Source organism: Pseudomonas nitroreducens NBRC 12694 (assembly GCF_002091755.1).
Taxonomy (GTDB): Bacteria; Pseudomonadota; Gammaproteobacteria; order Pseudomonadales; family Pseudomonadaceae; genus Pseudomonas; species Pseudomonas nitroreducens.
This window is the reverse complement of record NZ_BDAI01000009.1, coordinates 1-14,395: the sequence shown is the minus strand read 5'-3', so window position 1 is coordinate 14,395 and position 14,395 is coordinate 1. Positions and strand designations below refer to the sequence as shown.

Sequence of the window (14,395 nt, the reverse complement as noted above, 5' to 3'; positions counted from 1 at the left end):
CCACAACAAAAGAAAAGAGACGACCTCAATGACTATACGCCTGGCAATCAACGGATTTGGCCGCATCGGTCGGAACGTACTCCGCGCGCTCTACTCGGGCGGCTATCGCCAGCACCTGCAAGTGGTGGCGATCAACGACCTTGGCGACACCGCGATCAACGCCCATCTGCTGCAGTTCGACAGCGTGCATGGGCGATTTCCCGGCCAGGTCGAACATGACGCCGAAAGTCTCAGGGTAGAGGGCGACGTGATTGCCGTCACGGCCATCCGCGATCCGGCGCAGCTGCCATGGAAGGCGCTGGCGGTGGATATCGTGCTCGAATGCACCGGCCACTTCACCTCTCGCGACAAGGCTGCCGCGCACCTGCAGGCCGGCGCGCGCCAGGTGCTGATCTCGGCGCCGGGCCAGGGCGTGGACGCCACGGTGGTCTTCGGCGTCAACGAAGGCATCCTGCGCGCCGAACACCAGATCGTCTCCAACGCCTCCTGCACGACCAACTGCCTGGCGCCGGTGGCCCAGGTGCTGCACCGCGAACTGGGCATCGAGCACGGCCTGATGACCACCATCCACGCCTACACCAATGACCAGAGCCTCTCCGACGTCTACCACAGCGACCCGTACCGGGCGCGTTCGGCCACCCAGTCGATGATCCCGACCAGGACCGGCGCCGCCGAAGCGGTGGGCCTGGTGCTGCCGGAACTGGCCGGCAAGCTGACGGGGCTGGCGGTGCGGGTTCCCGTCATTAACGTTTCGCTGGTGGACCTCACGGTGCAGGTCGGCCGCGATACCAGCGTGCAGGAAATCAACGAGTTGATAGAGCGTGCCAGCGAGCTTTCGCCGATCCTCGGCTTCAACCGCCTGCCGCTGGTCTCGGTGGACTTCAATCACGATCATCGCTCGGCCATCTTCGATGCCAGCCATACGCGGGTGAATGGGCGGCTGGTGAAGGTGATGGCCTGGTACGACAACGAGTGGGGGTTTTCCAATCGGATGCTGGATACGGCGCGGGTGATGGTTGCCTCACGGGGGTAAACGGTACCGGCTGCCCGCAAGAGCCCCGCACCCCAGCCCTCTCCCAGAGGGAGAGGGAGCCGATTGTTCCGGCTGGCGCCATTGGCTCTCCCTGCGCCAAACGGTCCCCTCTCCCTCTGGAGCGGGGCGCGCAGCCAGGGTCAGGGTGAGGGAAAGGCGGGGCACAGAGCTGCCAGGTTGGCCTGTTCAGCGATACAGCCGCTTCCCCTGTGCCTCCAGCACCAACAGGCGCATGTCGGCCTCGGCCCGGATCGCTTCCTGACCGAGATGATCGACGCGCTTCCACGCCTTGATCTCCTCGCGGCTGCGGCCACAGCCCAGGCAGATACCTTCTTCGAACTCGCAGACCTTGATGCACGGACTCTTCACGGACTTCCTCGTGGTTTCGGCTGGATGAATGTCAGTGGGTCTCTACTAATGGACACCCGCGCGGCGCCAAGGTCCAACTCGATTTCCCCATCGGCACCATCGACCCTGGCAATCGAAGGGTGCGCACCTTGCTAGAATCCGCCGTCCACGCTGCCCGACCTCGCCCATGCTCGCCCTCAAGCTCACCCTCGTTCCGCTGTTCCTGCTGCTGGTCTCGCTCTCCGGGCGCTGGTGGGGCCCGGCCGTGGCCGGCTGCCTGGCCGCCCTGCCCGCCATCGCGGGGCCGATCCTCTACCTGATCACCGTGGAGCATGGCCGCGACTTCGGTGCCCACGCCGCGCTGCTCGCACTGGCCGCGATCTTTGCCGCTGAAGCGTTCAACTTCGCCTATGCCTGGATCTGTCGTCGCCATGGATGGCTGCTGGCATTGACCGGCGCCATGTTCGCCTGGCTGGTGGCCGGCTGGGCTCTGACCCAACTGCCCGCCTCGCCCGTATGGGCGTTGCTCGCTGCGGCCGTGGGCGCGTTGACCAGTCAGCTGTGCATGCCCCGTGCCGAGCTGAGCGCCGCCGTCGCTCCACTGGGCCGCTTCGAGCTGGGCCTGCGCATGCTCGCCGGCGCGCTGCTGACGCTGGCCGTCACCGCCCTCGCCGGCTGGGCCGGCCCCAGCTGGAGTGGCTTGCTGGCGGTGTTCCCGCTGCTCTCCATCGTGCTTTGCGTGTCGTCCCAGCGGCTGCACGGGCCGGGGTTCGTCATTGCCCTGCTGCGCGGCATGGTCACCGGGCGACCGGCTTTCGCGGCTTTCTGCCTGTGCCTGGCGCTGCGTTTGCCAGGCAATGACATCCTGCCCAGCTTTGCCGAGGCGGCACTGCTGGCCGTTCTGCTACAGGGCACAGTGCGCTGGCTGATCGGCGTGCGATCGCGACGGCTCGCCAAAGCCGCCTGACAAAGAAAAACGCCACGGCTGAACCAGCCGTGGCGTTTTCGTCTGCAGCAGCGGGTAACGCTTAGAGCAGCGTGAAGCTCTGTTCCTTCACGTTGTCCGAATCCAGGCCGACGTAGACCTTGAACTCGCCCGGCTCCGAGGCATAGCGCAGCTGGCTGTCGTAGAAGCGCAGGTCTTCCTCGCGGATCGGGAACTGCACCACCTTCGACTCGCCCGGCTGCAGCAGGATCTTCTCGAAGCCCTTGAGCTCCTTGACCGGACGACTGATGGACGCGGCGACGTCGCGCAGGTAGAGCTGCACGGTGGTTTCGCCGGCGACCTTGCCGGTGTTCTTCACGGTGACGCTGGCGGTCAGCTGGTCGCCCTTCTTCAGCTTGCTGCCCGACAGCTTCACGTCGGAGACGCTGAAGTCGGTGTAGCTCAAGCCGTAGCCGAACGGGTACAGCGGGCCGTTCTCCGAGTCGAAGTAGCGCGAGGTGTACTTGTTCGGGTGCTCGTGGTCGAACGGGCGGCCGGTGTTCAGGTGGTTGTAGTAGATCGGCACCTGGCCCACCGAGCGCGGGAAGGTCATGGTCAGCTTGCCCGACGGGTTGTAGTCGCCGAACAGCACGTCGGCGATGGCGTTGCCGCCTTCGGTGCCGCTGAACCAGGTTTCCAGCACGGCGTCGGCGTTGGCGCTTTCCCAGCGCAGGTCCATCGGCCGGCCGTTCATCAGCACCAGCACCAGCGGTTTGCCGGTGGCCTTGAGGGCCTTGAGCAGCTCGATCTGGCTTTGCGCGATGTGCAGGTTGGTCTTGCTCGACGCCTCGTGCGCCATGCCCTGGGATTCGCCGACCACGGCCACCACCACGTCAGCCTGCTTCGCCTTCTCGACGGCTTCGTCGATCATGGCCTTCGGGCTGCGCGGGTCGACCTTCACGTCGTCGCTGTACTCGTTGAGGTATTTGACGATCTCCGGATCGTCGGTGACGTTGGCGCCCTTGGCGTAGAGCAGCGCGGCGTGGCCACGGGTGGCGGCGCCCATGCCCTCGAGCACGGTCACGGCCTGGAAGGCCTTGCCGGCGGCGGACCAGCTGCCCATCACGTCACGCTTGCTGTCGGCCAGCGGGCCGATCAGGGCGATCACGCCGTCGCGCTTGAGCGGCAGCACGCCACCCTCGTTTTTCAGCAGGACCATGCCCTTGCGCGCGATCTCGCGGGCGTCGGCGCGGTGCAGGCGCTCTTCGGCATCGGTATCCACCGGGTCCTTGCCCTGCAGGTAACGGTACGGGTCCTGGAACAGGCCCATGTCCCACTTGGCGGCGAGCACGTCGCGGCAGGCACGGTCGATCTCGTCCTGACTGATCAGCCCGGCCTTGAGCAGCTCGGGCATGTGCTTGCCGTAGAGGTCGTCGTTCATGTTCATTTCGACGCCGGCGTTGATCGCTGCCTGGGTGGCGTCGCGCTCGGTGGCGGCCACGCCGTGCTTGATCAGCTCCAGCACCGCGCCGTGGTCGCTCAGGGTCAGGCCCTTGTAGCCCCACTGCTTGCGCAGCAGGTCCTGCAGCAGCCAGGTGTTGGCGGTGGCCGGCACGCCGTTGATGCTGTTGAGCGAGACCATTACCGCGCCGGCGCCGGCATCGATGGCGGCGCGGTACGGCGGCAGGTAGTCCTGGAACATGCGCTGCGGGCTCATGTCCACGGTGTTGTAGTCGCGGCCGCCTTCGCCGGCGCCGTACAGGGCGAAGTGCTTGACCCCGGCCATGATGGTTTCCGGCTGGTTCAGGCCCTTGCCCTGGTAGCCCTTGACCACTGCGGCGGCGACCTTGCTGGTCAGCCAGGCGTCTTCGCCGAAGCCTTCGGAAACACGGCCCCAGCGTGGATCGCGGGCGATGTCGACGGTGGGCGAATAGGTCAGGTTGAGGCCATCGGCGCTGGCCTCGATGGCCGAGACGCGGGCGCTGCGTTCAATGGCCGCCAGGTCCCAGCTTGCCGCCAGCCCCAGGCCGATGGGGAATACGGTGCGGTGGCCGTGAACCACGTCGTAGGCAAAGAACAGCGGAATCTTCAGGCGGCTCTTCATGGCCGCGTCCTGCAGGTCACGGATGCCCGGACGGACCACGGTGTTGAACACTGCGCCGGTGGTGCCCTCGGCGATTTCCTTCAGCAGTACCGGCTTGGGATGGTCCGGCCCGACGCTGACCAGGCGCAGCTGGCCGATCTTCTCTTCCAGTGTCATGCGCTGCATCAGGCTGTCGATGAAGGCGTCCTTCGACTGGCCGGCGAGCGGTACGGCAGGAGCATCGGCAGGCGCCTGGGCGGCGGAAAGCGAAGCGCTGGTCAGGCCCAGCAGGAGGCCGAGCCAGCAGATACGGCTGATTGGAGTTCTTTTCATATGGGTACTCAGCAGCCTGCGCGAAGCGCCGGGCCACTGTGGAATGTTGTTAGAGGGGCATCGAACAGGTGGGATTCCGGCGACTCCCCCGGGTGTAGTCGCCAGCGCCTTTCGAACGCGGCACATAAGGTCGTCGCGCCGAGGGCGGAAGTCAATCACCGAACGGCTGGAAAACGCCGGTGAATGGGTCTCAATGGTCGCGATTGAGCCGGTTGAATTCCATTTCCTCGCGCATGGCTTCGCGCAGGGCGCGTTCCTCGTCCCACTCTTCTTCCGGCGCGGGGGCCGGCGGCTGGGGCGCCGGTTCCGGCTGCGCAGCGGGCTCGGCCGGCGCACCGGGTTCGGCGGCACCTGCAGCCTCGGCGTCGGACGCGACTTCGGGCAGGCCGTGGACGCCGCTGAAATCGGCATCCACGCCGCTGTCTTCGTCGTCACTCGGCGGAAGGTCGATGAGGTCGTCGAAGTCGGTCTTCAGGCCCTGCTCCATCTCGTCCAGCTCGGCGAGCAGGCTGCGGAAGCTGGTTTCTTCCTTCGGTTCTTCCGGCGGCGCGGGCTCCGGCTCCTCGCCGGCATCGCGCACGGCCTGGTCGGCCAGTGCCTGCAGGGACGGCGGGATGTAGTCCTCGCCGTACTCCTCGGGGCCGGGCAGGCTGACGGTGGGCGCCATGTCCTCGAGGATCGGCTGCGGCTCGGGCTCCATCAGCTTCAGCTCGGCCAGCGGCGGCAACTCCTCCAGGCTCTTCAGGTTGAAGTAGTCGAGGAAGGTCCGGGTGGTGGCGAGCATGGCCGGGCGGCCGGGGACTTCACGGTAGCCGACGATGCGGATCCACTCGCGCTCCATCAGCGTCTTGACGATCTGGGTGTTCACCGCGACGCCACGGATTTCCTCGATCTCGCCACGGGTGATGGGCTGGCGGTAGGCGATCAGCGCCAGGGTCTCCAGCAGCGCACGGGAATAGCGCTGCGGGCGCTCCTCCCACAAACGGCCTACCCAGGAGGCGAACTTCTCGCGCACCTGCAGGCGGTAGCCGGTGGCAACTTCCTTCAGTTCATAAGCCCGCCCGGCACAGGACAGGCCCAGCACCGCCAGCGCGTCGCGGAACTGCTGGGGCTCGGGGCGCTCGGCTTCCTCGAACAGCTCGCCGAGGCGCTCCAGCGACATGGGCTTGCCGGCAGCCAGGAGGATGCCTTCGAGCAGGGTCGCCAGTTCTTGCGGGTCGGAGAGATTCATCGGGAAGCTCGGGTCAGGTCATAAGGTTGCGGTACAGGCGGGAAAACTACTCAAAGCGCGGCGCCAGGGCAACGCTGTCGGATCACAGCGGCTCTTCGTCCGGCTCGCTGCCGGCCTCGGCGATCTCGTCGAAGTGGCCGTCCTCGAAGGTCAGGTCAGCCGGCACCTCCTCGCGGGGCTCGAAGACATCCTCGTCGCCCTCCTCCAGCACCTCCTCGACGGGTGCAGCGCCTTCCTGCACCTCGCTGCGGGCACGGACATGGATCGGCGCGAAGGCCTCGTTCTGCACCAGCTCCACCAGTTGCTCCTTCACCAGTTCCAGCACCGCCATGAAGGTCACCACCACGCCCAGCTTGCCTTCCTCGACACGGAACAGCGTGATGAAGGGCACGAAACCCTCGCCCTTCAGGCGCTCGAGGATCTCGCTCATGCGCTCGCGGGTGGAGAGCATTTCGCGGGTGACCTGGTGGCTTTCGAACAGGTCGGCGCGGCGCAGCACCTCGGCCATGCACAGCATCAGCTCCTGCATGTCCACGTCCGGCAGCAGCCGGCGCGCCCGCGCATCCGGCGCGGCGATGGTCGGCACCACGTAGTCACGACCCAGGCGCGGCAGTTCGTCGAGGTCCTCGGCGGCCTTCTTGAAGCGCTCGTACTCCTGCAGGCGGCGGATCAGCTCGGCGCGCGGGTCGTCCTCTTCTTCCTCGGCCTCGGCCGAGCGCGGCAGCAGCATGCGCGACTTGATCTCGGCGAGCATGGCGGCCATTACCAGGTACTCGGCGGCCAATTCCAGGCGCACCGACTTCATCAGCTCGACGTAGCCCATGTACTGGCGGGTGATCTCCGCCACGGGGATGTCGAGGATGTTGATGTTCTGCTTGCGGATCAGGTAGAGCAGCAGGTCGAGCGGACCCTCGAAGGCTTCGAGGAAGACCTCCAGGGCGTCCGGCGGGATGTACAGGTCCTGCGGCATCTCCGTCAGGGCCTCGCCGTAGACGAGCGCCAGTTGCACCGGCACCTGGTATTCAGGGGCGGCGGCAGGGGCTTCCGGCTCGGTCAGGTCACTCATCGGCCACTCGTCAGGCTCAGGGTTGGAAGGCGGCATTATCCCTGCTTTTGCCGGCGGCGCGAGGGGCTTTTGGCGGATTCGCAGCGCACTCGGCACACCTGTGCGTAGGAGCAACTGTCTTCTTCTGCGAGTCCGTGCTCGGGGGTTCCTCCCTCTCCCCAGCCCTCTCCCTGAAGGGAGAGGGAGCCGTCCGTCCCGGCTGATGCCATGGTTTCATCCTACTCCGAACGGTCCCCTCTCCCCCTGGGAGAGGGTTAGGGTGAGGGCTGATCCGAGTACAGGACTGTCGGGTAGGAGCGACTCTGTCCGCGATCGTTTTCCGGCGGCTCCGAGCCGGCCGGCGGCACATGGCGGACGGAGTCCGCTTACGCAGTCGGCAAGACCGCGTGCTCAGCGGTACGACAGCCCCATGGCATGCCGCACCTCCACCAAGGTCTCCCGCGCCGCCTCACGGGCGCGCTCGGCGCCTTCGGCGAGGATGCTGCGCACCAGTTCGGGGTTGTCCTCGTAGTCCAGCGCGCGCTCCTGGATCGGCGCCAGTTCCTGGAGGATCGACTCGATCAGCGGCCGCTTGCAGTCCAGGCAGCCGATCCCGGCGCTGCGGCAGCCTTCCTGCACCCACTGGCGGCAGCCGTCGTCGGAATAGATCAGGTGCCACTGCCACACCGGGCAGCGCTCCGGGTCGCCCGGATCGCGACGGTGCACGCGCGCAGGGTCCGTGGGCATGCGCGCGATCTTTTCCTCGATCACGGCCGGGCTGTCGCGCAGGGCGATGGTGTTGTGGTGCGACTTGGACATCTTCTGTCCGTCCAGCCCCGGCATCTTCGGTGCGTGGCTGGTCAGGGTGTGCGGCTCGGGCAGGAGCATGCGGCTGCTGCCTTCGAGGTAGCCGAACAGCCGGTCGCGGTCGCCCAGGGTCAGGCTCTGCTGCTCCATCAGCAGCGCGCGGGCGGTTTCCAGCGCTTCGGCGTCGCCCTGTTCCTGCCAGGCCCGGCGCAGGCTGGCGTACAGCTTGCCGGTCTTCTTGCCCAGGCGGGCGATGGCAGTCTGCGCACGGTCCTCGAAGTCCACCTCGCCGCCGTACAGGTGGTTGAAGCGGCGGGCGATCTCGCGGGTGAATTCGACATGGGCGAACTGGTCGGAGCCCACCGGCACCAGGCCTGCGCGGTAGATCAGGATATCCGCGGCCTGCAGCAGCGGGTAGCCGAGGAAGCCGAAGGTGGAGAGGTCCTTGTGGACCAGTTTCTCCTGCAGCTCCTTGTAGGTCGGCACACGCTCCAGCCAGGACAGCGGGCAGATCATCGACAGCAGCAGGTGCAACTCGGCGTGCTCGGGGACCTGGGACTGGATGAACAGCGTCGCCGCGCTGGGGCTGACGCCCACCGCCAGCCAGTCGATGGCCATGTCGCGCACGTGCTGGCGGATGCTGGCGGTCTCGTCGTACTCGGTGGTCAATGCATGCCAGTCGACGATGGAGAAGTAACACTCGTATTCGTGCTGGAGTTTCACCCAGTTCTGCAGCACGCCGTGGTAATGCCCCAGGTGCAGGCGCCCGGTGGGGCGCATGCCGGACAGCACGCGGCGCAGGGATTCGACGCTGGTCAAGCGGTCAACCTCGCGGGTTCGGCGATGGAACGAGGGAGTATAGCCAGCACGCCGGGCGTGTTCAGGCGTTGACCATGAAGGGTTCCGGATCGCCGCAGCCGACGCGTACCACCACCGGGTCTTCGTCGGTGAGGGCGATCACGGTGGAAGCTTCGCCGCCGCCGAAACCACCATCGATGATCAGGTCGACCAGGTGTTCCAGCTGGTCGCGCATCTCGTAGGGGTCGTTCAGTGGCTCCGTCTCCCCCGGCAGGATCAGGCTCACGCTCATCAGCGGCTCACCCAGCTCCTCCAGCAGCGCCAGGGCGATCGGGCAGGCCGGCACCCGCAGGCCAATGGTGCGGCGCTTGGGGTGCAGCAACATGCGCGGCACTTCGCGAGTGGCGTTGAGGATGAAGGTATAGGGGCCGGGTGTATGCGCCTTGAGCAAGCGGAACAGGCGCGTGTCGACCTTGGCGTAGAGGCCGAGCTCCGACAGGTCACGGCAGACCAGGGTGAAGTTGTGCTTGTCGTCCAGCCGGCGGATGTGGCGGATGCGCTCCACCGCGGCCTTCTCGCCGATGCGACAACCCAACGCATAGGACGAGTCGGTGGGATAGGCGATCACTCCCCCCTGGCGGACGATCTCCACGGCCTGCTTGATCAGGCGCGCCTGGGGATTTTCCGGGTGGATCTGAAAGAACTGGCTCATGGAGTCTCCTCGATCCCGATAGCGTTCTCGGCACTGGCGAAGCGCGGCCAGAGTGGCGGCAGGTCCTCCGGCACGCTGCGGTACAGCCCCAGCTCCGACCAATCACTGGGACCGTGGAAGTCGCTGCCAGCCGTGACCATCAGGCCGAACTCGCGGACCAGGATGCTCAATACGCCGACCTGCTCGGCCGGCTGCGGGCCGTTACAGACTTCCAGCGCATGGCCGCCGGCGGCGATGAAATCCGCCACCAGCTTGCGCCGCTTGGTGCGGGTGAAATCGTACTGGTAGGGGTGCGCGAGGCTGACCCAGGCGCCGGCCGCGCGCAGGGTGCCGACGGCGTCGGCGAGGCTCGGCCAGTGCTGCTTGACGTCGCCCAGCTTGCCGGCGCCCAGCCACTTGCGGAAGGCTTCGGCGCGGTCCTTGACATGGCCCTGGCGCAGCAGGAACTCGGCGAAGTGCGGGCGTGCCGGCGCGTTTTCGCTGTCGCCCAGCTCCGCCTGGATCGCCCGCGCGCCCTCGAAGGCTCCGGGCATGCCCTTGGCTTCCAGGCGCCGGCCGATCTCCTCGGCACGGCTCCAGCGGGCGCGGTGCAGGTCGCCCAGCGCCTTCACCAGCGGCTCGGCCGTCGCGTCGAAGCCATAGCCCAGCACATGAATGGTCGCCCCACCCCAGGTGCAGGAGACCTCGACGCCATCCACCAGCTCCATGCCCAGCGCCTCTGCAGCGCGGCGCGCCTCGGGCAGGCCGTCGAGGGTGTCGTGGTCGGTCAGCGCCAGCACGCGCACGCCGCGCCCGTGGGCACGCTCGACCAGGGCGGTCGGGCTGAGCTGTCCGTCGGACGCGGTGCTGTGGCAGTGCAGGTCGACTCGCATGCGGTTTCCTGGGGACGAGGGGATAACTTTCTGTATAGACGCTTCTGTGCCAACGCTCCCGCGGCAACGGCTTGAAACCATGATCTGACGCAGCGTTGGGCGGATGGCCCTTTCAGTTCACCCGCAGGTTGGTATTATGCCGGCTCTACTGGGCTCTGGCTGCCGTAATGAAGCAATTCATCGATTTCATTCCCCTCATCCTCTTCTTCATCGTCTACAAGCTCGACCCGCGCAACGTCGAACTCGCCGGCCAGAGCTTCTCGGTCGGGGGAATCTACAGCGCCACGGCCGTGCTGATCGCCACCTCCGTGGTGGTCTACGGCGCCCTGCTGATCAAGCAGCGCCGATTGGACAAAGGCCAGTGGGTGACGCTCGCCGCCTGCCTGGTGTTCGGCGGCATGACCCTGGCCTTCCACAGCGAAACCTTCCTCAAATGGAAGGCACCGGTGGTGAACTGGCTGTTCGCCCTGGCCTTCGCCGGCAGCCACTTCATCGGCGACCGCCCGCTGATCCAGCGCATCATGGGCCATGCGGTCAACCTGGCCGACGCTCTCTGGGCGAAGCTGAACATCGCCTGGGTGCTGTTCTTCCTGATCTGCGGCTGTGTCCAGTTGTTCGTCGCCTTCACCTTCCAGAGTATCTGGGTGGACTTCAAGGTATTCGGCAGCCTGGGCATGACCCTGCTGTTCCTGATCGGCCAGGGCGTGTTCCTGGCCCGCCACATGCACGATGAACCTACCGGCGAAAAACCCAAGGACTGACATGCTCTACGCGATCATTGCCCGTGACATCACCGCCTCCCAAGAACGCCGCCTGGCCGCGCGCCCCGCGCACATCGCCCGCCTGGAGCAACTGAAGGAAGAGGGCCGCCTGGTCCTGGCCGGCCCGCACCCGGCCATCGACAGCAACGACCCGGGCGCCGCCGGCTTCACCGGCAGCCTGATCGTCGCCGAATTCGACTCCCTGGCCGCCGCGCAAGCCTGGGCCGACGCCGACCCGTACCGCGCCGCTGGCGTCTACGCTGAAGTCGTGGTCAAGCCATTCAAGAAAGTCCTGCCGTAACGACGCCCCATCGTTGCAGCCCCAGGGCAGGGACGCCGGGGATGCGCAGTCGTATCCGCCGGCCCATCCGGGCAGGCGCCGTATCATCGAACAAGGAGTCCCGATGTATCGTCTGCCCTTGCTGCTCTGCCTCGCCCTGCCCCCCGCCGCCCTGGCCGAAGAGCCCGCCACGGAACCACCGGCACCGGCACTGTCCAATACTCAGCCCTCCGCCCTGCCCGACAATGCCCCCAGTACCGAGGCCAATGCCGAGCAGGAAACCGCTGAACGCCTGAAGGAACTGGAAAGCCGCCTCGCCGAAAGCGAGCAGCAGCGCCAGGTTCTGGCCACACAATTGGCCAACCCGGACAATAGCCAGGACGAAGCTCAGATCGTCGGTCTGCGCCAGGAGAACCAGCGCCTGAAACTGCAATTGCGCGAAGCGCAGGCCAACCAGCCGCCTCGCCTGTTAACCGAGCAGCAGACCTGGTACGTCGCCGGCGCCGGCACGGCCCTGCTGGCCTTCATCCTCGGTGCACTGGCCCGCGGCAGGCGCCGCCAGCGCCGCGAATGGATCAACTGAAAGATGTCCCTGCATGAGTGAATTGCTGCTGATCGACGACGATGTCGAACTCTGCGAACTGCTGAGCACCTGGCTGACCCAGGAAGGCTTCAGCATCCGCGCCGCCCATGATGGCGCGCAGGCCCGTGCTGCACTCGGCAGCCGAGCGCCGGACGCGGTCGTGCTCGACGTCATGCTGCCCGACGGCAGCGGCCTGGAGCTGCTCAAGTCGCTGCGCAGCGACCACCCGGACCTGCCGGTGCTGATGCTCTCCGCCCGAGGCGAGCCGCTGGACCGTATCCTCGGCCTGGAACTGGGAGCCGACGACTACCTGGCCAAGCCCTGCGACCCGCGCGAACTGACCGCCCGCCTGCGCGCCGTGCTGCGCCGCAGCCACCCGGCGCAACCCGCCGCGCAACTGGAACTGGGCGACCTGGCGCTGAACCTGTCGCGCGGCGTGGTCAGCATCGGCCCCGAAGAGATCAGCCTGACCCTCTCCGAGAGCCGCATCCTCGAAGCCCTGCTGCGCCAACCGGGCGAGCCACTGGACAAGCAGGCCCTGGCGCAGCTCGCGCTGGGCCGCAAGCTGACGCTGTACGACCGCAGCCTGGACATGCACGTCAGCAACCTGCGCAAGAAGCTCGGCGGCCACCCCGACGGCCGCCCGCGCATCCTCGCTCTGCGCGGGCGCGGCTACTTCTACGCGCCCTGAACCCTCCGCACTGCTGGCCTGGGCCGCTCTGGCCCGGGCTTTCGTAAAGATTCCAGCAGGGCCTCACCTAATCTTTACCGAAGCTTTACGTGGGCCTGACCGCCCTTGACCTTGCCGACCCTAGACTGGGCTCATCCGGTAACGACCGGCCCCTGAAAGGAGAAACACCATGCGCAAGACCCTGACCGCCCTGCTGATCGCCGCCGCCCTGCCGACCGTCGCGCTGGCGGCCACTCCCGCGCCGACCGACGCTCCGCCGCCGGCCCCGTTCATGAAAGACCATGGCCCCGGCAAGCACGGTGGCGAACGCGGCGGTGCGTTCCGCGAACTGAACCTGACCCAGGACCAGCGCCAGCAAGTCGGCAAGGTGATGGGCGACTCGATGAAGGATCGCCGCGCGATCACCGAGAAATACTGGAACAAGCTGCCCGAAGCCGATCGCAAGGCCATGCAGGAAGAGCTCAAGGCCAACCACGACAAGGCTGACGCCAGCATTCGCGGCATCCTCACTCCCGAGCAGCAGAAGAAGTTCGACGAGCTGAAGAAGCAGCGTGAACAGCGCAAGGCCGAATGGGCGGAATTCCAGACCTGGAAGGCCCAGAAGGACGGCGCCAAGACCAACTGATCGCTCCACGATGGGCAGGCGCCGGGTTATGCCCGGCGTCTTGCCGTGAGCCCTGACAACGGATAGACCATGCGGCTGAACAGGAAGACCATGCGTTCACTCTTCTGGCGGATCCTCGCCGCCTTCTGGCTCGCCCTGCTGCTGGTGGCCGGACTGTCCATCCTGCTGGGCCGCGCGCTGAACCAGGACACCTGGGTCATCGCCCGCTATCCGGGGCTGCACGACATCGCCAAGCAATGGACCCTGCTCTACGAAACACAAGGCCCGGAAGCCGCACAGCAATTGCTGGAAAGCCGGCGCAAGGACTACGAACTCTCGGTGCAGGTGCTCGACGAGACCGGCCAGCGCCTGGTCAACGGCACCTACCTGCCGCGCCCGCCGCGTCCGCGAGACAACCATTTCGACCGCGAGAACCTGCCGCGCTTCCCCTGGCGTCAGCTGAGCCAGGAATACACCAGCAGCCGCACCGACCAGACCTACCTGTTCATCTACCGCATTCCACACCCGACCCTGCAGGCCTGGCACCGCAGCAGTCTGCTCTGGCCGCTCAGCGCCCTGGGCATCGCTCTGGTGGTGCTGACTGTGTTCAGCCTGCTGCTGACCCTGTCCATCACCCGCCCGCTGAATCGCCTGCGCCGCGCCGTGCATGACCTCGGCCAGACCAGTTATCAACAGGACAGCCTCGCCCGCCTCTCTCGCCGTGGCGACGAACTGGGCGTGCTGGCCCGCGACTTCAACCGCATGGGCGCCCGCCTGCAAGGGCTGATCGGCAGCCAGCGCCAGCTGCTGCGCGATGTGTCCCACGAACTGCGTTCACCACTGGCGCGCCTGCGCATTGCCCTGGCCCTGGCCGAACGTGCCGGCCCCGAACAGCGCGCCGCCATGTGGCCACGCCTGGAACAGGAATGCGATCGCCTGGAAGCGCTGATCGGCGAAATCCTCGCCCTCGCCCGTCTCGACGCCGATCCCGGCCCCACCAGCCGCATCGACCTGCTGCCATTGTTCGAACGCCTGCGCAATGACGCGCAACTGCTCTACCCGGAACAGGACATCCAGCTCGACATCGCTGCGCAACTGGCCCTGGACGGCTGGCCGGACATGCTCGAACGCGCCCTCGACAACCTGCTGCGCAATGCCCTGCGATTCAACCCGGCGGACCAGCCGCTGGAAGTGCAGGCCCGGGTCGATGGCGATCGTGTGCGCATCAGCATCCGCGACCACGGCCCCGGCGCCAGCGAGGAACACCTGACGCAACTGGGCGAACCTTT

At 66.7% G+C, this 14,395-nt stretch carries 15 protein-coding genes; 8 read left to right on the top strand and 7 right to left on the bottom strand.

Translation table 11 applies throughout. The annotated features are described in order from the left end of the window. The first annotated feature begins 28 nt into the window (after positions 1-28). Positions 29-1,033, top strand: coding sequence for a type I glyceraldehyde-3-phosphate dehydrogenase (gene gap / locus PNI01S_RS20525; protein ID WP_084358908.1), 1,005 nt, complete (start codon positions 29-31; stop codon positions 1,031-1,033). 186 nt (positions 1,034-1,219) lie between these two features. Here gap and PNI01S_RS20520 read toward each other — a convergent pair whose 3' ends face one another. Next, on the bottom strand, positions 1,220-1,402 hold the full coding sequence (locus tag PNI01S_RS20520; RefSeq protein WP_024766417.1) for a DUF1289 domain-containing protein: 183 nt from the start codon (positions 1,400-1,402) through the stop codon (positions 1,220-1,222). Positions 1,403-1,568: 166 nt separating this feature from the next. Between PNI01S_RS20520 and PNI01S_RS20515 the strand changes: the two genes are divergently transcribed. Further along, the gene (locus tag PNI01S_RS20515) at positions 1,569-2,348 is read left to right on the top strand and encodes a hypothetical protein (RefSeq protein ID WP_084358907.1); all 780 of its coding nucleotides are present in this window, start codon (positions 1,569-1,571) and stop codon (positions 2,346-2,348) included. A gap of 61 nt (positions 2,349-2,409) precedes the next feature. On the opposite strand, the gene bglX is transcribed toward PNI01S_RS20515, so the two are convergent. The 6 genes from bglX to PNI01S_RS20485 form a co-directional block, all read right to left on the bottom strand. Next, the gene (bglX, locus tag PNI01S_RS20510; RefSeq protein WP_255302909.1) at positions 2,410-4,707 is read right to left on the bottom strand and encodes a beta-glucosidase BglX; all 2,298 of its coding nucleotides are present in this window, start codon (positions 4,705-4,707) and stop codon (positions 2,410-2,412) included. 205 nt (positions 4,708-4,912) lie between these two features. After that, positions 4,913-5,953: an SMC-Scp complex subunit ScpB gene (scpB, locus tag PNI01S_RS20505; protein WP_084358906.1), complete on the bottom strand. Its 1,041-nt coding sequence runs from the start codon at positions 5,951-5,953 to the stop codon at positions 4,913-4,915. Between the two features lie 82 nt (positions 5,954-6,035). Continuing rightward, positions 6,036-7,019 carry a segregation and condensation protein A gene (locus PNI01S_RS20500; protein ID WP_084358905.1) on the bottom strand — a complete coding sequence of 328 codons (984 nt, stop codon included), beginning with the start codon at positions 7,017-7,019 and terminating at the stop codon, positions 6,036-6,038. Between the two features lie 390 nt (positions 7,020-7,409). Continuing rightward, the gene (locus PNI01S_RS20495) at positions 7,410-8,624 is read right to left on the bottom strand and encodes a tryptophan--tRNA ligase (protein ID WP_024766422.1); all 1,215 of its coding nucleotides are present in this window, start codon (positions 8,622-8,624) and stop codon (positions 7,410-7,412) included. 61 nt (positions 8,625-8,685) lie between these two features. Beyond that, the gene (locus tag PNI01S_RS20490) at positions 8,686-9,315 is read right to left on the bottom strand and encodes an L-threonylcarbamoyladenylate synthase (protein WP_024766423.1); all 630 of its coding nucleotides are present in this window, start codon (positions 9,313-9,315) and stop codon (positions 8,686-8,688) included. Continuing rightward, a complete protein-coding gene (locus tag PNI01S_RS20485) occupies positions 9,312-10,187 on the bottom strand; it encodes a PHP domain-containing protein (RefSeq protein WP_065086339.1) in 876 nt (291 codons plus the stop codon). Before PNI01S_RS20485 ends, PNI01S_RS20490 begins: the two co-directional genes overlap by 4 nt. Before the next feature lie 167 nt (positions 10,188-10,354). Here PNI01S_RS20485 and PNI01S_RS20480 point away from each other — a divergent pair, with 167 nt between their 5' ends. From PNI01S_RS20480 to PNI01S_RS20455, 6 genes are all read left to right on the top strand, one after another. Next, positions 10,355-10,948 carry a septation protein A gene (locus tag PNI01S_RS20480; protein ID WP_037011033.1) on the top strand — a complete coding sequence of 198 codons (594 nt, stop codon included), beginning with the start codon at positions 10,355-10,357 and terminating at the stop codon, positions 10,946-10,948. 1 nt (position 10,949) lies between these two features. Then, positions 10,950-11,249 (top strand): YciI family protein, encoded by a 300-nt coding sequence (locus PNI01S_RS20475; protein WP_037011035.1) that lies wholly within the window; start codon positions 10,950-10,952, stop codon positions 11,247-11,249. 103 nt (positions 11,250-11,352) lie between these two features. Then, entirely contained in the window at positions 11,353-11,811 is a 459-nt protein-coding gene (locus PNI01S_RS20470) for an SH3 domain-containing protein (protein WP_084358904.1), read from the top strand. Positions 11,812-11,824: 13 nt separating this feature from the next. Then, positions 11,825-12,502 carry a response regulator transcription factor gene (locus PNI01S_RS20465; RefSeq protein ID WP_065086337.1) on the top strand — a complete coding sequence of 226 codons (678 nt, stop codon included), beginning with the start codon at positions 11,825-11,827 and terminating at the stop codon, positions 12,500-12,502. 169 nt (positions 12,503-12,671) lie between these two features. After that, positions 12,672-13,127 (top strand): Spy/CpxP family protein refolding chaperone, encoded by a 456-nt coding sequence (locus PNI01S_RS20460; RefSeq protein WP_024766429.1) that lies wholly within the window; start codon positions 12,672-12,674, stop codon positions 13,125-13,127. 90 nt (positions 13,128-13,217) lie between these two features. After that, the coding region (locus tag PNI01S_RS20455; protein WP_084358992.1) for a sensor histidine kinase at positions 13,218-14,395 on the top strand (1,178 nt) is incomplete at its 3' end.